This is a genomic window from Mariniflexile sp. (assembly GCF_052728615.1).
In genome coordinates this window covers 47,171-67,763 of record NZ_JBFVFE010000003.1, presented here as the reverse complement: position 1 = coordinate 67,763, position 20,593 = coordinate 47,171, and the positions used below count along the sequence as shown (strand labels likewise).

Annotated in this window: 15 protein-coding genes; 2 read left to right on the top strand and 13 right to left on the bottom strand. The window is 33.8% G+C overall.

The genetic code is table 11. The annotated features are described in order from the left end of the window. Positions 1 to 78 precede the first annotated feature (78 nt). From ACU1LP_RS02370 to ACU1LP_RS02360, 3 genes are all read right to left on the bottom strand, one after another. Positions 79 to 663 carry a DUF4256 domain-containing protein gene (locus tag ACU1LP_RS02370; protein ID WP_445735461.1) on the bottom strand — a complete coding sequence of 195 codons (585 nt, stop codon included), beginning with the start codon at positions 661 to 663 and terminating at the stop codon, positions 79 to 81. A gap of 46 nt (positions 664 to 709) precedes the next feature. Beyond that, complete coding sequence (gene coaD, locus ACU1LP_RS02365; RefSeq protein ID WP_445735460.1) at positions 710 to 1,165, bottom strand: pantetheine-phosphate adenylyltransferase; 456 nt, start codon at positions 1,163 to 1,165, stop codon at positions 710 to 712. A gap of 91 nt (positions 1,166 to 1,256) precedes the next feature. Further along, positions 1,257 to 2,237, bottom strand: a complete 981-nt coding sequence (locus ACU1LP_RS02360; RefSeq protein WP_445735459.1) for a D-alanine--D-alanine ligase — start codon at positions 2,235 to 2,237, stop codon at positions 1,257 to 1,259. A 209-nt stretch (positions 2,238 to 2,446) separates the two neighbouring features. On the opposite strand from ACU1LP_RS02360, the gene ACU1LP_RS02355 reads away from it, so the two are divergent. Further along, positions 2,447 to 3,052 carry a PASTA domain-containing protein gene (locus tag ACU1LP_RS02355; protein ID WP_445735458.1) on the top strand — a complete coding sequence of 202 codons (606 nt, stop codon included), beginning with the start codon at positions 2,447 to 2,449 and terminating at the stop codon, positions 3,050 to 3,052. 43 nt (positions 3,053 to 3,095) lie between these two features. Further along, on the top strand, positions 3,096 to 4,139 hold the full coding sequence (locus tag ACU1LP_RS02350) for an RluA family pseudouridine synthase (protein ID WP_445735457.1): 1,044 nt from the start codon (positions 3,096 to 3,098) through the stop codon (positions 4,137 to 4,139). 466 nt (positions 4,140 to 4,605) lie between these two features. Here the strand turns inward: ACU1LP_RS02350 and ACU1LP_RS02345 are convergent, their stop codons facing one another. The 10 genes from ACU1LP_RS02345 to ACU1LP_RS02300 all read right to left on the bottom strand — a co-directional run bounded on the left by ACU1LP_RS02345 (position 4,606) and on the right by ACU1LP_RS02300 (position 20,455). Continuing rightward, positions 4,606 to 9,405: a RecQ family ATP-dependent DNA helicase gene (locus ACU1LP_RS02345; protein ID WP_445735456.1), complete on the bottom strand. Its 4,800-nt coding sequence runs from the start codon at positions 9,403 to 9,405 to the stop codon at positions 4,606 to 4,608. A gap of 530 nt (positions 9,406 to 9,935) precedes the next feature. Continuing rightward, a complete protein-coding gene (locus ACU1LP_RS02340; protein WP_445735455.1) occupies positions 9,936 to 10,397 on the bottom strand; it encodes a Na(+)-translocating NADH-quinone reductase subunit F in 462 nt (153 codons plus the stop codon). A gap of 62 nt (positions 10,398 to 10,459) precedes the next feature. Continuing rightward, positions 10,460 to 11,899 (bottom strand): SLC13 family permease, encoded by a 1,440-nt coding sequence (locus ACU1LP_RS02335; RefSeq protein ID WP_445735454.1) that lies wholly within the window; start codon positions 11,897 to 11,899, stop codon positions 10,460 to 10,462. A gap of 165 nt (positions 11,900 to 12,064) precedes the next feature. Continuing rightward, positions 12,065 to 14,623: a CHAT domain-containing protein gene (locus ACU1LP_RS02330; protein WP_445735453.1), complete on the bottom strand. Its 2,559-nt coding sequence runs from the start codon at positions 14,621 to 14,623 to the stop codon at positions 12,065 to 12,067. Positions 14,624 to 15,293: 670 nt separating this feature from the next. Next, complete coding sequence (locus ACU1LP_RS02325) at positions 15,294 to 16,025, bottom strand: tetratricopeptide repeat protein (protein ID WP_445735452.1); 732 nt, start codon at positions 16,023 to 16,025, stop codon at positions 15,294 to 15,296. Between the two features lie 6 nt (positions 16,026 to 16,031). After that, complete coding sequence (locus ACU1LP_RS02320; protein ID WP_445735451.1) at positions 16,032 to 16,604, bottom strand: RNA polymerase sigma factor; 573 nt, start codon at positions 16,602 to 16,604, stop codon at positions 16,032 to 16,034. A 90-nt stretch (positions 16,605 to 16,694) separates the two neighbouring features. Beyond that, positions 16,695 to 17,780 (bottom strand): hypothetical protein, encoded by a 1,086-nt coding sequence (locus ACU1LP_RS02315; protein WP_445731101.1) that lies wholly within the window; start codon positions 17,778 to 17,780, stop codon positions 16,695 to 16,697. Positions 17,781 to 17,895: 115 nt separating this feature from the next. After that, entirely contained in the window at positions 17,896 to 18,534 is a 639-nt protein-coding gene (locus tag ACU1LP_RS02310) for a porin family protein (protein WP_445731102.1), read from the bottom strand. Positions 18,535 to 18,699: 165 nt separating this feature from the next. After that, positions 18,700 to 19,032, bottom strand: a complete 333-nt coding sequence (locus ACU1LP_RS02305) for a hypothetical protein (RefSeq protein WP_445731103.1) — start codon at positions 19,030 to 19,032, stop codon at positions 18,700 to 18,702. A 166-nt stretch (positions 19,033 to 19,198) separates the two neighbouring features. Beyond that, entirely contained in the window at positions 19,199 to 20,455 is a 1,257-nt protein-coding gene (locus ACU1LP_RS02300; protein WP_445734385.1) for a hypothetical protein, read from the bottom strand. Positions 20,456 to 20,593 lie beyond the last annotated feature (138 nt).

Here is a 20,593-nt window from a genome sequence, read left to right as displayed (position 1 = left end):
GTTTACTAATAAGCTTTGCGGCTCTGCGCCTTTGCGCGAAAAAACCTTTGTGAGCTTTTTGTGAAACAATTACAACTATCAAACTCTTAAATAACCACGAAACCCTCTTGCTGCATAATACGAGGGCGCACCATTGTGATACACAAAAACATGCCCGTAACGGAAATCTGCAAAAATGGCACCGCCAAGGTTTCTGATAGCATCAGGGGTTTTTAACCAGCTCGATGTTTTCATATCAAAATCCCCCAATGTTTGCAATTCTCTGTATTGTTCTTCTGTTAAGATGTCGATACCCATGTCATCTGCCATATCAACAGCACTGGTTTCGGGCTTGTATTCTTTTCTGGATTCCAACGCTTCCCGATCATAACAAACACTTCTACGTCCTTTTGGACTTTCGGCGGAACAATCGTAAAAAATAAAGTCGTCCGTTTTTTTATCGTTCCCGATAGCTATCGGGACTACCACATCAGGTTCACCGCCCGTGCGTTCCATTTCATTTAAAGACCAAAGTTTTTCTGGAGAATCATCTAATTTAGCAAGCACTTTTGTCCATTCAATATCTTTATGACGGTTCATGTTTTTCTCAAAACGAACTTTTAAAACATGGAGCAATGTGTCGCGTTGCTCTGTTAACAACTCTTTTTTATTTGATGATGCCATGGGGAATTGTTTTTATTTACTTAAAAAGGGCTGAATAATTAACAAATTATTTTACCCGAACACTATCAGGTACAAACTTGGTGTAATCGCCATGGTTTCTAATAACGTCGCGCACTATGGAAGATGCGATGTAGGATGTTTTGGAAGCCGTTAAAAGAAAAACGGTTTCGATAGTTGATAAATGGCGATTGGTATGCGCAATGGCTTTTTCAAACTCAAAATCGGCAGGATTTCGCAACCCCCGTAAAATAAATTTAGCGCCCACTTCTTTGCAAAAATCCACCGTCAAGCCTTTATAAGTAACCACTTTTATTTTAGGTTCATTGGCAAAAGTATCTTCAATAAACTTTTTACGTTCTTCCAGCGAGAACATATATTTTTTATCGGCATTGATGCCAATGGCCACAATAACTTCATCAAAAAGCGTGACACCACGTTTAATGATGTCGTAGTGACCTAATGTAATCGGGTCAAAAGACCCCGGAAATATGGCTCGTTTCATTTGCCCCTCTTAATCTCCCCAAAGGGGAGAAATTAATAATAGTAAATATACAAAGTTTATTTATAATTTGTTTCCACAACAGTTTCCCTCCTTAGGAGGGATTAAGGGAGGCTTCAATCGCATTCTCAAACAACTCCGCTAAAGGAATACCGGCGGCGGCGGCTTGTTGCGGTAAAATACTTGCCAGTGTTAATCCGGGTACGGTATTTACCTCCAATAAATGGGGCTCGCCATTTTTAAAAATATATTCGCTTCGGCTAAAACCTTTCATTTTTAAAACTTCGTACACTTTTTTGGCAATTTTATTTACTTTGGTTTCTTCCTCTTTAGTTAATCTTGCCGGCGTTATTTCTTGTGATTTTCCTAAATATTTAGCTTCGTAATCAAAAAAATCATTTTCGCTAACAATTTCGGTAATGGGCAATACTTTGGTTTCCCCTTTATAAGTAATCACGCCAACCGAAACTTCGGTACCATCTAAAAAGGATTCAATAATAATTTCATCATCTTCCTTAAATGCTACATTAATGGCGTTTTGTAAATCTTCTTTATTGTGCACTTTGGTCACCCCAAAACTACTTCCAGCCTTATTGGCTTTTACAAAACAAGGCAAACCTACTTTGGCAACAATAGCATCTTCATCAATTGCATCGCCCAAATTGACGAAAAACGATTCCGCAGTCTTTATCCCGTAAGGTTTTAAAGTACTTAGGCAGTCACGCTTATTGAAGGTTAAAGCGGCCTGATACATATCGCAACTGGTGTGTGGTAAGTTAATTAACTTAAAATAAGCTTGCATAAAACCATCTTCTCCGGGCGACCCATGTATGGCGTTAAAAACACAATCAAAAGTAATTTTAGAGTTGTTTACCGTTACCGAAAAATCATTTTTATCCATAGGAAATTCAGCATCGCTACCATCAACATACACCCATTTATCCTTAAAAATATGAATTCGGTAAGCATCGTATTTTGAAGTATCCAAAGTTTGGTACACCACATTTCCACTTTTCAATGAGATTTGGTATTCACTGGAATAACCACCCATAATAATCGCAATATTCTTTTTCATAAATTATATATTTTTTTCATTCCCTCGAATCCCGATAGAATACGGGAGGGAATCTTTTTTTTATTTCTTATTGGTATTCGAGTTACCAGTCATCGGTCTAAAAACCACAATAAAACGTATCTATTAATAGTTAAGCTAAAATATCACATATATTGCAAAAGAAAAAACAGTTCTGTTTTTATATATTTGCCTAATCGAAAATTTTATAGATGAGCGTTATTAAATTTCTAACAAGTAAAGTGTTTTTAAAACAAATACTATTGGCCATAGCTGCCATTATTGTATTGGTTTTTATTGTTTTAAAATGGTTGAACATCACAACAAACCATGGCGATTTTCAAACGGTGCCAGACCTAAAAGGAAAATCCGTGAGTGTGGCTTCCATAGAATTGAACTCCAATAATTTAGTGATGCAAGTTCAGGACTCTGCAAATTACAACCCCGATTATCCGAAGTTTTCGGTGATTGACCAAGACCCCAACGCAGGAGCCCAAGTTAAGGAAGAACGTAAAATATACATTACCGTTAACCCATCAGGATACCGGAAAATCACGGTCCCGGACTTAAGGGAACGTACTTTTAGACAAGCAAAACCAACCTTGGAAGCTTTAGGTTTTAAAGTAGGAAAGGTAACGTATGTTGATAATATTGCTAAAGATTTGGTATTGCAAATGTCGTTTAAGGGTGAAGATTTAAAAGAAGGCGATAAATTGGCAATGACCTCTTCTATCGATTTTGTTTTAGGGAATGGCAACAGACCGGGATATGACGACTCATCTTCATCTGATGAACCCGTTGCCGAAGAAATAAATTAAGAACTTATAGTTAAAACTACTGTGGTTTTCCATAGTTTTTACCATGCAAGATTATACACCAGATTTTATTGATGATGAAAGCGACCTTTACGAACACCATGCGTTTACCGTAGATAAAGGCCAAAATCCACTTCGCATCGATAAATATTTAATGAATTTTGTCGAGAATGCCACTCGAAACAAAATACAAACGGCCGCTAAAAACGGAAGCATTTTTGTAAACGGCGTACCCGTAAAATCGAACTACAAAGTAAAACCGCACGATAAAATTCGGGTATTGTTCACGCATCCACCACATGAAAATTTGTTGGTTGGTGAGGATATTTCGTTGGATATTGTTTATGAAGACGACACTTTGCTCGTTGTAAATAAACCAGCCGGCATGGTGGTACATCCAGGACATGGGAATTATTCCGGCACACTCATTAATGCCTTGATTTACAGGTTTGAAAACCTGCCAAACAATTCCAGCGAACGCCCAGGGTTGGTACACCGCATTGATAAAGACACTAGCGGCCTTTTGGTGATTGCAAAAACCGAACACGCCATGGCGCATTTGTCGTTACAATTTGCCGAAAAAACCAGCGAACGCGAGTATGTTGCCCTTGTTTGGGGAAATATGGAAGCCGAGGAAGGCACCGTGGAAGGCAACATTGGGCGGCACCCCAAAAACCGATTGCAAAACACCGTTTTTCTTGGCGATGATGCCGATAAAGGCAAACCCGCCGTTACCCATTACAAGGTTTTAGAACGCTTGGGTTACGTTACTTTGGTGTCCTGCAAGCTCGAAACGGGGCGCACCCACCAAATACGTGTGCACATGAAACACATTGGGCATACGCTGTTTAACGACGAACGCTACGGTGGCGAAAAAGTGTTAAAAGGCACCACCTTTACCAAGTACAAACAGTTTGTAGATAACTGTTTTAAGGTATTGCCGCGTCAAGCACTACACGCCAAAACACTGGGGTTTAAACACCCGAAAACAGGAGAATTCATGAGTTTTAATACGCCCATTCCAGATGATATGGTACAATGTATTGAAAAATGGAGAAACTACTCAAAGCACCAAGGGGCAGAGGAGTAGTTTTGCAATGCCTGCGTAGGCAGGAATCTCTTCATTAAAAATACAGAAATAATAGTGTGAAGTTGGGCGTTACCCTATCGGGTCGGGCTTTACGCTAAATCTTTTGCTTTTTTGTCATTCCTGAGAAAGCAGAAATCCACAATTAAATCTATGGATTTGTTTTTAAAGGTCTTTTCCTACCCATGAAAAACCAAAAGGATATCGCTCCAATCCCTAACGCAGATGAATTAGTCTTTAAGTTTTTAATTTTAGTACATGACAAAAAATTATATTAACATTTATTAAACTCTATTAAGCCTACTGAAATCAAGACCTGTCAGGTTTTAAAAACCTGACAGGTCTGAAACGCCAAATATTATAGAGCTATTGACAATCAGTCATTTAAAAATGTATGTTTCAATTTTTGTCATGTACTTATGTTTTTAATATAGAATTCCGACTTTTTTTCAAAGGTTTCTTTGGATTTTCAATTAGTTCTATCAAAAAATAATTCGGGCAAAATAATTTGTATTTCTTGTTCAGCATCTTCTTTTTTCCAATAAACAATAAAATTTACCCTCACTTCTTTTAATAGAAATCCTTCCTGTTTTCTGTGTTCAATAATATTTTGAAAATGCTTTGAAAATTTTAATAATGATTGACCTTTTGAGTTTGTGCATTCATCACCCTTTATGGTCAAAACATCTCCACTTGTGAGTTGTGAAATTAAATGCTGCCTCGTTGAAAAATAATCCAACCAAACATCTTTAAAGGTTAGGTGCATTACTAATTGGTTTGGAGGTGAATGTTCCTCTTGGTCTTCACTTAGAATTATGTTTTCAGCGTCTATGTTGTCAAGATAATTTCCATTTAAATGAATGGTCAAGTTTTGTTTAGCTCTAGTCATTGCAACATATAGTTGTCGTTTTGCCTCATCACTTGAAGGGTTGAAATTTTCAAGCATGATAAAAACATTATCAAACTCTTTGCCCTTTGCTTTGTGTATAGTAGAGACAAAAATTGTTTCGCCATTTTCATTATAAAAATCTTCAAGTTTGGATTCCCGTATAAATACTTCCAAATCTGATTTGTATTTCTTCTTTGGATTGGTGGCTTCAAAATCTCTAATGATGTTATTGCATATTTCCAATTTAGAACTCTGTTGGAATTTATTTCTTAGTTTCCTTTTTGCAGTTTCCCAAACCTCGTCAGTGATAATAAATACATCATCCCCTAAATTAATTTGATTCAATAAGAACCGAACTTCTTTAAGATTTTGAAGACTGAAACCATCATTGGTTTGAATCAACTTTGATTGCATTCCGTTTTTTAACAACAAACCTGTAATTTGTAATGCTTCTTCATTTGTCTTTGTCAATACACAAGTAGTTCCTGATAATTCGGTTAAAAGTATGTCTTGTACCAAAGGGGAAATAAGATTTCCATTTTGATAACGCACTAACTTAATATTCCCATTATCTTTTTGTTTAGCAATAATAGGAATTTGTTTTAATCGGTGGCTAATCGTTTTTACAAAACTATTTGTGAATTCAACCAAATTATGTTTGCTTCTATAGTTCTCTATCAGTTCATGTTTTACGGCATTCCTTTCGGTAATAAAACGCTCTATATATTTTGAACTCGCACCCCTAAATTCATAAATATTTTGGTCATCATCACCAACGGCAATAACTCTCATGTCTTCATTTTGGTAAATTAGGGCATTTATCAAAGCAAATTCATCGGCATCCATATCCTGTGCTTCATCAATAACCAAAACAGTTTTTGTTATTCGATTAGGTTCAACATCTCCATTTTTTATTTTCTCAATCGTGCTTTTTAAAATGGCATCAGACTTTTCCAAACTTCCAACCTTCCCAAGCAAATCAAAACAGTAAGAATGAAAAGTTTTTATTTCTATATAATTGGCTGCATTACCAATAAGTTCAAGTAAACGCTTTTTAAACTCTGTTGCTGCCGCTCTCGAAAATGTGACCATCAATAGTTGTTCATGTTTCACATCTTCCATCAAAAGCAGTGATGCTAATTTATGGACTAGAACTCTTGTCTTTCCACTCCCCGGACCCGCGGCAACAACCATATATTTTGTTTCATTATCCTTAATGATTTCTAATTGTATTGGAGATAATGAACCGAACAATTGCCTGAATTTGGCTGGGGTTAAATTTCTTTTTATTTCATTTTGTCTACTGCCAGGAAAATATTTATTGAGAAATGAATTGTAATTCAATTGAAAGTAATCATCCACAAAAAGTAAAGCCCCTTTATAATCACCAATCATTTTCTTGGCATACTCACCAACGATATGGATTTGCTGAATTTTATTCTCATAAAACTGATTTAATTTTTGATAATCGTCATTCTTGTATCTTTTCTTATTGTCTTGCTCAACCCTGTCAATTGTGAGTCGATTATAAATGACTAGAAACCCTCCTTCAATTTTTATGGCATTAATTCTTGAAAGGTAGAAAAGTGTGTCCTCAATATCTTCAATTGAAATGTCCCTTTTAAAGAGTTGAATCCGTTTTTCATAAGCTTCCTTTAATCCATGAACAGAAAATTCAACCAATATTTCTTCTGTATCATTTTGAACCATGTTTTTATTGCTTTTTTCATAAAGCAACTCAACTATAAATTTTGCTATCTCATGCCGTTTTTCTAACTTTTCTTTCAAAGATTCCTTTGGTTGAATACAAAGTATTACAACATGATTATTAGAATATCCCGTGCTGTGTCGCTTAATCCAATTTTTGATTGCCCAAAAATTAATAAGCGTTTTAATTTTGCTTGGTGTTGCATCTTTACAGCCATTTTCCTCGGCTTTTTCATTAAGCACTTTTATATGAAAAGTCTTTTCCTTTTCTTCAAACAATGGCAAAAGAAAATTTTCTATTTTGCTAAATGACTCAACAATATTTAATGAACGATTTATGTTTTCACCTTTCTTGATAAAAGCGGTTAAATCTTTGGCATCTGCTAAAATTTTTTCTTCACGAAGAAGGTTCACAATATTTATTACTTCTTCCTTAACAATCCCTAGGTGGTCTGAAATATAATCTATTCTCGATTCTGCAACTTCATCGTTTGATTGTTTTCTGTTTTTTCCCGAAATCAATTTCTTGATTATCCTAATGCCTTTTTCTTTTTGTTTCTCCTCAAACCTTTGTGAAGCATTGATTTTATCAATAGCCTCCTGTGCTGTTTTTGACAAAATGCTATTTGCAAAAATCCTTGGCATATTTTGCCCTCTTTTTAAATAACCTGCATTTTCAAGTGCAGCAATGGCTGTTGTTACCCTTGTCTCAATTTCAACAACATTGTCATCCCAACCTGCTTTCCTAGCAATTTCTAATGCTGAATTGGAAACAGTGTTACGAAATCTTGTTATTTCCTTTATTGCTTTCCACACCTGTTGTATTTCTTTAATGGAAAGTTTGGTTTGATTAAGTAATATGAAGTGTTTACCAAGGTCTTCCTCATTAAAAAGCACAAAACAATCTGCTGTTATTTTTTCATCTCGTCCCGCTCTACCTGCCTCTTGGATGTAATTCTCTAATGAATCTGAAATGTCGTAGTGAATTACCATTCCAACATCTTTTTTGTCAACTCCCATTCCAAATGCAGAAGTAGCAACCATTACAGGAATTTTACCAGCAATGAAAGCATTTTGGTTTGCCGACTTTTCATTTTTGTCCATTTTACCATGATATGGCTTTGCTTGAAAACCGTCTTGAGTTAATTTTTCAGCCAATAAATAAGCTTTTCGTGTTCGAGACACATAAATTATTGTTGGACAGTTTTTTTCTTCTATCAAATCACGAACTGCATTGTATTTGTCTTCTTCATTTTCCTTTTCGAAAACTTTGTATTTTAAATTGGTTCTTGTGGCTTTTGAACGGAAAACTTCTAAATTAATTGATAATTTTTCTTTGAAATATTCACTAATATCTTCTATTACTTTTTTCTTGGCAGTTGCAGTAAAGCATGAAACTGGAATTGTTTCTTCAAGATTTTTCTTTTTTTGGATTTGTTTTATAAAATCGCCTATATATAAGTAATCAACTCTAAAATCTTGTCCCCAAGAAGAAAAACAATGTGCTTCATCAATTACAAAACGAACAATCTTTCTTCCTAATAATAGTCGTTCTATTGTTTTTGAACGTAATGATTCTGGCGAAATGTAAAGTATAGAGGCAGAACCAGCTTCTACTCTTTCAAAAGACTTGCTTCTTTCAATTGGGTCAAGCAAACCGTTTATGGTAACCGCTTCGGTAATTCCGCTTTTTTCAAGGTTATCAACTTGGTCTTTCATAAGGGATTGCAAAGGAGAAATTACAACGGTTAAGCCTTTTGTTGCAGCTCCACTCATTAAAGCAGGGACTTGAAATGTAATTGATTTGCCTCCACCTGTTGGAAAAACGGCTAAAAGGGATGTATTATCAATCGCAGCCTTAACTGCCTTCTCTTGTAAAGGTTCGTCATCATAAGTTCTATAAGAATCAAAACCGAAATATGTTTTCAGTCCCAGATGAATGTCGAGTGCTTGGTCACAATACATACACCCCGTAAGGCATGGTTTATTTCTTAAAGCAATCATTACCTTTTCTACGTCAGGATAATTTTTTAGTACCCAGGGTGGGGTAATTGAATATCGATTTCTGCAATTTATAAGGACTAAGCAATAAGCTAATTGAATTGGATATTCCGAAATTATTTTTGTTAGGTTGGCTTGTTCACAAATTTCAGAATAAAATTTTTCTTGTATTGATTTTTCAAGATTTGTATGCTTGCAATTGTAATCAATAAAACGGAAAAAAGAAAGAAACTCTTTTTTGTCATGCAACAGTAAGTACAAAATCTGTTTTAATTTTTCGTCAGTTTGTTGAAAAGCGGCTACTTCATCAAAAAAAAGGTCTTTTGCTTTTATTGAATCATTAAGCGGATTATTGATGTCATCTGTTTGTAGCTTGTCGTCTTTAAGTAAAGCATGATAAGGTTTTGTAGGGAATAGTAAGGGGGAAAGATATAGGGTGTCAATGGCGTTTGATATATTAACCCCAGCGTCAATCAACGCATTATGAATATACTTTAAATCGTGGTTGAAAATATTATGGCCACAAATAAACTGAGTGCCATTAAGAAAATTAATGAAGCCTAAAATAGAATTTGAATGAAAAGAATTGCCATTGTCTTTAATCCCACCAATATCAGTTATCTTTTTGCTTTTCGGGTCAATTTCTGTATCTATGAAAGCAATGGAGTTCATTTAATCGTCATTTTCCTGTATTGAATGTTTTTCTCCATTTGCGCATGATTTAAAGATAAAATCAGTTTTTAATTTTATATGTAAACAGTCAAAACGAATATATCTTTTTTTTCTCACAAAATCAAGTGTTATATTTTCATTTTTTAATCACTTTTAAAAGTCCTTTAGTAAATGTAACTTTGGTTTATAAAAGAAAATCAATGAAATTAGTATTATCGCTACCATTGACAAGTATTTTATATGTTTGTTTTTCAAATATAATTAAATATCACTCAAATTTTAAAAACACGCCTAAAGTCCCCTCTAGGGGACAATCCATATTTTCAAATTTTCAGTTTCAAATTCAATTTAATTGTCAACAATATCGCTTGATAATTTTTTTGTCTGATGCCTCGCAAAGTCGCTCGATTTTGAAAGTGCATTACCAATACCAATATTCTGAAGCTGGGTTTTAAGGCAATCGGAACACATCCATACATTACTTAAAAAGAATACTGCTTTTTAAAACGGTACAAGAAAAACACTGTTTTTTATCCTATTGTTTCCGCAGTTTCAAAACTTGTTTTATCCTGTTTGTATTCAAACAATTTTGTGTAATCCATAATGTTTGAAACACCATCTAAGCAACATAAATAAGTAATGACAGCCGAAAGGCCATTAAACAACACATCTTTATCGGTGGGGTTTTTAGGCTTCTTGTTTTTATGGTAAAGTGGTACGGTGTACCCGCAAGCCTTTAAAAAAGTTATTTCAATGTGCAATAATTCCATGGGGGAATAGCCATTAAAAGTACGCCCCAAGGCTTGGTGTACCTTGCCAACATAGTTTAGTTGCAAAGCACCGTGTTGGTCCGATAAATGTTTCCAACTGTCTTTATTATCAAGTATATTTCCAACGGCACATTGCGTACAGCATTCTGGGTGCAAAGTGTTGTTGTGAAAGGCGTTATATAATTTTTTTATGGCCGCATCTAGCCTTATGGAAGTTTTCATAGCGTTGTGATTTTCTTCCTAATTTATTGAAAAATTTGGACTTTTCCTAAAAAATTAAATTTCTAAAAAACAAGTGGCACGAAAAATTTAAACATAATCACCAATAAAATAACCGATATTAAATTGATGATCAAACCCACCCGTGCCATTTCGCTTACTTTAAGGTAGCCACTGGCAAACACTATGGCGTTGGGAGGTGTTGCCATTGGAAGCATAAACGCACAACTGCTGGCTATGGTTACCGGAATTAACAAATAAAGGATTGGGATGTTTAACCCAATGGCGATACCTGCCACAACAGGTGCCAAAACAGCGGTTAAGGCTACATTGCTCATTAACTCCGTTAAAAATAGCATCAAAACTATTAACAACGTTGCGGTTAGTAAAATACTGATATTGCTATTTGATATACTCGTTGCTATCATATCCACTATGCCGCTTTCAGACATGCCGTTTGCCAATGCCAAACCACCGCCAAATAAAATTAAAATGCCCCAAGCCAGTTTTTGGGTGTCGTTCCATTGTAAAATAAAATCGCCTTTCTTCAAATTGAACGGAATGGTAAAAAGTGCCAATGCGCCAAAAATACTGATCATAGTGTCCGATAAATCCAGATTGGGAATAATTGAATTGATCACGGTTCTAAAAATCCAAAGAAAAACGGTGATGCCAAATATGGTTAAAACGCGCTTTTCTTTTGCAGTCATTTTTCCTAGTTTTTTAATTTCGGAATCAATAACCTCTTTGGAAGCATTAAATTTTAAATCTTTACTTGGGAATATCCATTTTACCATAACAAAATAGATGACGGCAATCAAAACAGTTGAAAATGGCAACCCAATAAGCATCCATTTGAAAAAGGAAATTTCTATCTGATATTCGTTTTCCAGGAGTCCGATTAAGATGGAATTAGGCGGTGTACCAATAACGGTGGCGATACCGCCAGCATTGGCGGCAAATGCAATGCCTAGCATCACGCTAATGGCGAAATTTTGTTCGTTTTTGGTAAAACCATCGGCATCGTCAATAAGTAAATGTATGACCGATAACGCAATGGGAAGCATAAAAACCGCACATGCCGTGTTACTTATCCACATGCTCAAAAAAGCGGTAGCTATCATAAAACCCAGAATCACTTTATCGGGCGTGGTGCCTGTTTTTTTAATAATGTTTAAGGCGATGCGTTTGTGAAGGTTTACTTTTTCCAATGCCAGGGCCAAAACAAATCCGCCAAAAAACAGAAATACAATGGGACTTCCGTAATTGGCACCTACATCGGCGATGGGCATCACTTTAAAAACCGGGAACAATAATAAAGGCAACAAGGCGGTAACCGAAATTGAAACCGCTTCGGTAATCCACCAGCAAACCATCCATAAGGCAGTGGCTATAACCGTGTCTGCTTTGTTGGAAATGATATCGAATGGTAATAATTGAATGGAGATAAATAAAATAGGCCCTAAAAAAAGACCCATTATTTTTGAAGTTGGTTGGTGTGTCATAGAAGTAATCTACTAAATAGATGAATCTCTTTTAATATGAAAAAAGTTAGATTTAGATTTTAAAGTTAAACTTTTTTTAATGGGATGATTATTAATGACAAATTATATTTTTTAAAGTAAAAGAAATAGAAGAAAATGAATGACTAATGTGAAGCAATATGGAAATTATTTGTTTTTGGTTTGTTTTTTTAAAAATAACACAATCAATACAATAGCGAGCAAACCGCCAGCAATCCATAAAAACAAGCTTAAATTGGATTGTAATTGAATAGGAGAAGTGTCTCCAATTAAAACCAAACCAGCCCAATATTGTGGGTGTAACGTCCTCCCTTCGGCAGTGGCAAGGTAATCGAGTTTAGCTTGTTTCAACGCTTTGTTTTTTGGCAATCCTTTTTTAATGTTTTGGTAAAACAGCTCGATGATTTTAGCACTCGATTGTTCGTCAATTTTCCACAAGCTTGTTAAAATGCTTTCGCTACCGGCATAGTTAAAAGCATGGGCCAAAGATATCATGCCTTCACCCGCTTGATAGGTGGGTTTCCCTGTTTCGCATGCAGTTAAAATGGCTAGATTTGAACTTAAATTTTCATTATAAATTTCATAAGTGTATAAGTAATTATCATTTATAGAATCTGAAGATTTTGCAAATACTAATCGAGATAATTCTGGCGATATATTATTTGATTCGGCATGAGTGCCAATATGAATAATTTTATGCTCTTTGGCTTCATTAGTAAAAATCTGTTTCGAAGCTTTTTCGTTTAAAAAAGAAATGCCACTAAATAATCGTGTTGAATTTTGAGCTAAATCTTTTGAAAAAGGCTGCGGCAAAAGTGTGAGATATGTTTTGTCTAACGATAAAGAATCTTGAATTAAAACTTTGTAATCTGACTTCATTTTATCGTTAAATTCAGGAACAAAGGCAACAAAATTATCTTTATAACCTATTATTTTAATTTTGTTATCAATTAAAAATAGACTATAATTATAAGAAATAGTATATTTTTTCAATAAACTACTAATTGCTAATTCTTTATTAGATGTTATAACTTTTGTTGTTAGCATTTCAAAATTTAAATTAAATAAATCTCTATCTGGAATTATAACAACATTATTGGTTTTAATTTGATTTTCAAAAGGCTTCCATAGGGTTGTATAGAGGTTGTTCAAAATGGAAAAATTATTTTTGAAGGATGATTTTTCATCTATTAGTTTTAAAATCTGTTCTTTGACACTTGTTTGATTAATTTTAAATAGTTTTGTGTCATTTTTAGATATTACTACAGCATATAATTGTTCAGTTGTATAAATATATCTAATTGCAGTGGTGTTATTCGGAAGTTTTTGCTGGATATCTTTTAATGATTTAGAAATAGAGGCAAACCGCAATTTGTAATACTTTGGATAGTTATTCTTTAGCATTTTTAAGTATAAATTCCATTTCTCATTGGCTTTTATATAGGCATCAATATTATCAGTTTCATTTAAGGTGATTTTTAGATCTTTTTTAATTGCTTTTTCTTGTTCTAATATCTTTTTTGGCAAATTGGCGTATGTAATTGAGGTTTTAGAATTTAATCTTGCTCGTATACGATTATAAATAATTGATTCGTGTAAACTTAGAACCTCATTTAGGTAGGCTTTGTCTTTTGTTTCTTTATATAATTCTAATGCTAATAGTTTTGAAAATTCAAAAATTTTAGAATTTTGCTCAATCAAAATAGATGTATTAGTATCGTCGCCAATTAACGTTTTTTGGTGTTCTATAATTGTTATAGCTTCTTTAATAGCTTTAAATTCTTTTTTTAAGAATGAAACGTCTTTTTGGTTTTGAAGTTTATATGCCGATTGTGTTTTTAATAGTATGGTTTGTGGTTTGTATAGGGTAATTTCAATGGAATCTGATGAATTAGTTTGAGTAGGTAATCTTTTTTTTAATAATTTTTCTGTGGAATATGCTTTTTCTAAAGCCTTGGTAAAATCGCCTAATTCATAATAAATCTCTCCAAGATTTAAACATTGTTGAATTTCAAATGATGTTGTCGAACCTTGGTTTTTTAGTATGTAATTATATGCGTTTTTAGATATAGATAATGCTTTTTCTTTTTCTTGATGTGTTGCATAAAAATGTGAAGCTTTTAATGTAAAGTCCAAGTATAATTCATCATATGCACCATCTAAAGAGTTTTCATAAAGACGTTCAGCTACTTTATAATAATATTTTGCAGTGTCAACCTTTCCTAACTGTTCATTTAAAATAGCTTTAGAATAGTGCGCATCAGCAGACCAGTAATTATTGCCTTTATCTATTTTTTTGATATGAGAAATACCAGCATCTAAATAGGATTCTGAAAGATTGTAATCTTTTAATGATAAATATATTTGGCCTAATAAAATTTTTGCTTTGTATAGTTCAGGGTTGTTAACATCAAAGTGTTTTTGTTTTTCTTTATACGAATATTCAATAAGCTCTTTTGCTTTTTCAAAGTCGCCAATATCTTTATAAATACCTGCATAATTTTCAATGGACATATACAAAAACTCTTTGGCTCTTTCTTTTTTTGCATCAGAAGCATCCGTTTTAATAAATTGATTAAGATAGTTTATGGCTAGCTTCATAGCTTCCAATGCTTTTTCTAAATTGCCTTGACTTCCATAAATTCCTGCTATATTATTGTTGAGTAAGGCAGGTCTATAATACGAGTTCATGGGGTTTGTTTCCATAGATTTTAATGTCTTTTCAGCTTTTTGATAGAAAAAAAGGGCACTGTCAATTTTGGAAACGTTCCACATCGAGCCTCCAAGCGAGTTATAGATTATATATAAGCTTTTTTTATTTGTTTTTGGGAAGGACTCATAATATTTAAGAGCTTTTCTATGATGCCTTAACCCTAAGTTTAAATCCCCCTTTCTATTTGCTAAAGTCCCAAGGTTATTTTCAATTAAACCATAATCTTCTGGTGTAGTTTTGCTCCATTTAAAAGTTAACTTTAGCGCATCCAAATTGGCATCATAGGCTTTTTGTGAGTCGCCAATAAGTTCATAATATGTACTTAATTCTAATTTTACCTGTCGTAATACTTTTATAGAATCTGTTAAATCGGTTATAGATTTTATAAACGTATTTACATAAGTTGTAGCAGCTGTTGGATTTTTTAATTGAAGATTAATTTTGCCAGTATAATAAATATAATCTGTTAAGAGATAGTATGATTTTTTGGATTTTAAATAGTCGATATTTTGTTTTAAAACGGATTGAGCTTGTGTGAATTTTTTATCACTTAATAATTGGTCTAACGTTTTTAAATTTTCTAAATGTGTATTTTGAGCAAATGAAATATAGCTTAAACTAAAACAAAGTAAGAGGTATGTTAGTTTAAATTTATGCATATTGTCATTTTAATTTATCAAGTAGCTCATTACTTTTTTCTGAATGATTTAATTTTAAATATTTAATAGCTTGCTCTTTATTATTCGTTTTTAAATAGGCTAATCCTAAATAGAAATTAGCATCATTTTTAAATGCACTTTTGAATTTATTAGTTGTTATTTTAAATAGTGGAATGGCATTTTCTATATTATTGTTAGCCATATAAGCAGCCGCTAAAAAGTAATTAATAGTATCGTTAGTAGGCTTTTTTTGTTGAATTTTTTTCCATTTGGAAATAGCGATTTTGTAGTCGCCATGTTTGTAATTTACCATGGCATCATAAAATTCAAAATTATCGGAGGCACTCATAGTTGTTGGTAATCCAGGGTCTGGAGTGTAATATTTAGCGTAAAGTTTTTCGTTAGTAGGCGTTCCAAAAAACCAATAACGGCCTAAAGCAATCACTAAAATTGCGGCAACGGCGTATTTTGCGAAGTTTAATAATTTGATTTTTGACGATTTAGATATTGTAGTTGGTTCTGGAACATCTAAATGAAAGACATCCATTTGCTCTTTTAAAGATTGTGTTTCTATACCAAGTAGTAAGGTTTTTACATCTTCAACCTGAGTTTTGAATGCTTCATCACTTTGAAGTTTATTTCCAAATGCTTCACGTTCATCATTAGGCATCGTATCGTTATAATATCGTTCAATACGTTCTAATAAATCTTGGGTTATGTTGCTGTTATCTTTCACTTTTATTTAGGTTTTTTGGGGCAGTACCATGGTGCGCAATTTTTCCATGCAACGGTATTTTTTATTTCTTACGGTATTTTCTTCAATATTTAATGCTGAAGCTATATCTTTTAAAGTCTTTTTTTCATAATAAAAACTAGTGAGCAATTGTTTGCAGGGTTCTCCTAAGTTTTTAAAGGCATCCATCGTTGCTTTCATTTTTTCGTTTGATGAATCGTCTTCATGTACTTCATCGCTTTTATATGCAAATGATTTTTCTTCATAAGTTGACTTTGTTTTTTTAAATCGAGATGATTTTATAATATCCATCCATTTATTTTTTGCGATCGTGTATAAATAGCCTTGTATGGCTGATTCGTTCAATGGAATAAACGTATTATTTTTTATATTGTTCCAAACAACAATAAAGGCATCTTGATAGACATCTTTGGCATCTTCTTTAGTGCCACTGTTGCTTAAAACCAACGATTCGATTTTTGCATAATTTGATATATACAGCGCTTTTAAAGCAACCGAATCGTTCGTTTTTATTGCAACAATAAGTTGAGACTGATTGTCTAGTTTGTGTAGTTCCCCCATACCTTAATAGCTAAAGGGAATATACAAATTTTCAGGACAATCAAATCGTTCTTAAAATTATTTTAGTTTTATATATTTTTTTGATTCAGTTTATTTTACAAAAACAGAGTATGCTCTTCCTAATTGGTTACCATTTGTAAGATTAGTTGCTACGCCATTTTTCCAAACTTTGGCGATATCGGTTCCATTTACTCCGCTTTGTTCTCTCCCAGATACATAAACATCATCTCCTACTACAAAAACACCAGTTGCTATTGCATAATAGGTACCATCTGTAAGATAGTTGGGTACGCCATTTTTCCAAACCACAGCCATGAAATTAGAATAGTAATTATTTTCCGTACTTTGGAAACCAGCAGCATACACATCATTATCTTTAACAAAAACCGAATTTATATACGCTGGTTTTATACCATCAGATAAATTAGTTGCTACGCCATTTTTCCATATTTTGGCAATGGCTGTTTGATTGGAAGTGTTGTTAACATATTCTGAACCGCCTACATATACATCGTTACCTGAAACAAATACAGATTTTGCAGTCGCCTCTTTTAAACCATCTGTAAGTTTAGTAGCCACACCGTTTTTCCAAACCACTGCCATAAAGGTTGTTAAATTTAATTGTACGCCAGCAACATACACATCGTTTTCTGAAACATAGACAGAATTTGCATACGACTGTTCCCCATCTGAAAGATCTGTAGCGATACCATTTTTCCAAACTTTGGCATTAAATCCAATAGATCCTTCTTCACTACCAGCTACATACACGTTGTTACCTGATACAAAAACAGAATAAGCATTAGCGCCTTTAGAGCCATCTGTAAGATTAGTAGCTACCCCATTTTTCCAAACTTTAGCGATGTATTTTGAACCAATTAGCTCTTCTCCAGCTACATACACATCGTTTTCTGATACATATACAGCTTGTGCTGTAGCAGATTTTGTGCCATCCGTAAGGTTGGTAGATTTGCCGTTTTTCCAAAGTTTGGCATAGGTTGGACTTGAAAAATCATTGTTTTTATTTTCATAACCTGCCACATATACGGTAAGTCCTGTAGGATCTTCTTCTTCTTCCTGATTATTATCATCTTTACTGCAAGAGAAAAATGTGGTAATAAAAATTAACAGTAAAAGCAATCCTTTTTTAATTTGTTTGATAATTGAGTTATTCATTTTTATAATTATTAACTGTTTTTAGAACATCGATTTGTCTGGTAAATGTCATCATAGCTTCAACTTTTAAACGTGTTTTATATTTGAAAAGTTGAAGCTAAAAATGCTCTTGGTTTTAATTGAAATAATAGCCTAGCGACAATTGAAAAACTGAGTTTTTATACTTAAAATCACCATCGTCGTTTTTAGGAGTATTTGATAAGCCCATAATATACCGAACGCCCACGTTCATACCGTTGCCTAAAAGATAGCTTCCTCCCAATGCTAATCCTAAATCAAACGATTTGAAATTTTCCTTAATATCCCTTGAATTCGCTTGTACTGCTTGTGCTTTGTTACTTGAGCTACTTTTAGCTGTAGCTTCATAGGTGGGTTCGCTATTATCATTAGAAGTGTCTTTTGCTTTGGCTGATAATAAATAGCCAAATTGAGGGCCTGCTTCAATGCTGAAATTTTCGGTTACAGCATATTTTGCCATAACAGGAAGCGCAAGATAGTTTAAGGACAGCGTGCCATCAGAAAATTTGGCGCCTTGGGCAGAATAAAGCAATTCTGGTTGTACGGCAAATTGCTCGGAAATTTTAATTTCTGCCATGCCACCAAGATGGAATGCGAGTTTCATAGAATTGTCTTCTACATCACCACTCATGTTTGCCAAATTTAAACCGGCTTTTGCGCCAAATTTAATGTCTTGAGCTTTCATTAATTGGCTAAAGCCTAAAATGATTACGATTGCGATACTTAATTTTTTCATTTTTTTCATTTTTAATTGGTTATTTAATATGTTTTATGTTCATCGGATTAGTTGTAAAATATCATCATTTTTATGTAGCGTTTTTAAAATATAAAACATGCACTATTTTATAGGTTTAATTTATAATGGAATACGTGCATGTTTTTTGACTAACTCAAATAAAAGCTATTGTTTGTTCCCGCTCCAAGTCCCGTTTATTCCTGCGGTGGTATTAGACCATGTTCCAGTGACAGATGTAGTAGTCATTTGTCCATTAAATTCTGCGCCGTTGGAAGCAGAGCCAGCAGTTGCGATAAATTCACCACTTGAGGATATGTTTCCATTTAGCTGCAGCGAATTATTATAAACAGTTGAGCTTGTGGTTCCCGTTACTTTGCCATTCGTATCAATATTGGCTGTCCAACTTCCATTGTCTTGGGCTCCAGTGTAAGTTCCTGTCCATGTGCCTTGAAATTTAGAATCTTGGTTATCATCATTCTTCGAGCAGGATGATGTCATAAGTCCTAAAATAATTGTAATAAGTAAAATTTGTTTTTTCATGTGTTTGATTTTGAATTAATTAATTTTTTATTGAAGTTATTTCTAAAGCTTTCTTGTGCTTTTCGTCTTTTTACATATTTTATAGTTTCATAATTATTTATGTTAGGTTTGGATATTTAAATCGTTAATTGTCTACTTTTTTCATTTCTTTCCATCTTTGATTTTGAAAAACTGAGGAAGGATCAAAATTAGGATTGTCGCTCATAATAAAACTGCTGCCATCACTTCTGCTCCAAGCATGATTGTATCCTGAAACCATTTCTACTTTTCCTGTTTCATCCCTATAATTTTCTACTTCACGAATGGTTTTTATAAAATTGGTATGAATACGATCTTGCGATTGTTGAGACGCTTCCCAACTACGCATATTGGCATCCATGGCATTTAAATTGGCATTCCCTTTTTTAATGGCGTTTTCACCCATGTGTCTGGTTTGTTCATCAATCATGCTTATTCTACCAATATTAACACGGTTGCTTTGTTCTCTTACCTCTCGCCAGAAATTATCTACTGTATTTTTCCATGAAGGATTGGTTCTTATACTCCCCATAACAACACTAAGCATACTTGCAGCTTTTCCATATTCACCCGCTGGGTACATAAATACAACCCGTTCTGATGCCACACTTGTAAAACTTTTGCTATACGTGCCGTTATAATTATTTGGTATTGTGGTTTCCATAATAATTACCCCGCATAAAACGATGGCTTCAGAGCCATTATCCCACTTTACATTCGCATTAATGCCGCTTGGGTAAAAGTTTACTTGACTGGCACCATAGTGTATCATTTCTTGCCTTGATTTCTCGCCGTTTTCTTTTAGAGATTCTACCCCGCTACTGCTTTCTTTTATGCTTACTATTTTCGGATTTCTTAGTTCATTAGGGATGAAAACATTCTTAAAATAAGCGTCTGCATTCATAGGCTCACCAAACGAACAGTATTTTGGATATTGTTGTTGTTGCATAAATTGTGCTAATTGGGGGTCGCTAATAAAACTCCACATGTAATTGGGTAGCATTTCAAAACTATACTTGCCATCGGGAGAAACAGCTTTCATTTTAAGATTGTTTCCTGCACAAGTGCTACCTGGTGGATTCCACATGATGTCTCCATCAAATTTCCAGTTTTGAGGGATTAAAAGGCTAAACGCTTCTACCGGTTGTTGAAATCCTACTTTATCCAATATCCTGGCCCTAACAAATTCAGTATAGTCTTTGCCAGCAATATATTTTGTGGATTCTGTATTCATCTTAGGTAAATTTCCTGAATTATTAGATGTGTTATTGCTAGTGCTAGTTTTTGTTTGGCTGTTGCAACTGCTTATAAGCAGCAAACTGCTGGCACTGATAATTAGAATAAATAAATCTTTACATTTCATAGTGAATTATTTTAATGTATGCTGTGGTTTATATCAATTAGATGTGTTATAATAAACACAACATAAAATTCAAATATTAAAGGGTTGTTTATTATACATCGCTAATTAATAAATATGTCATCACTCATTAGGTTTTAG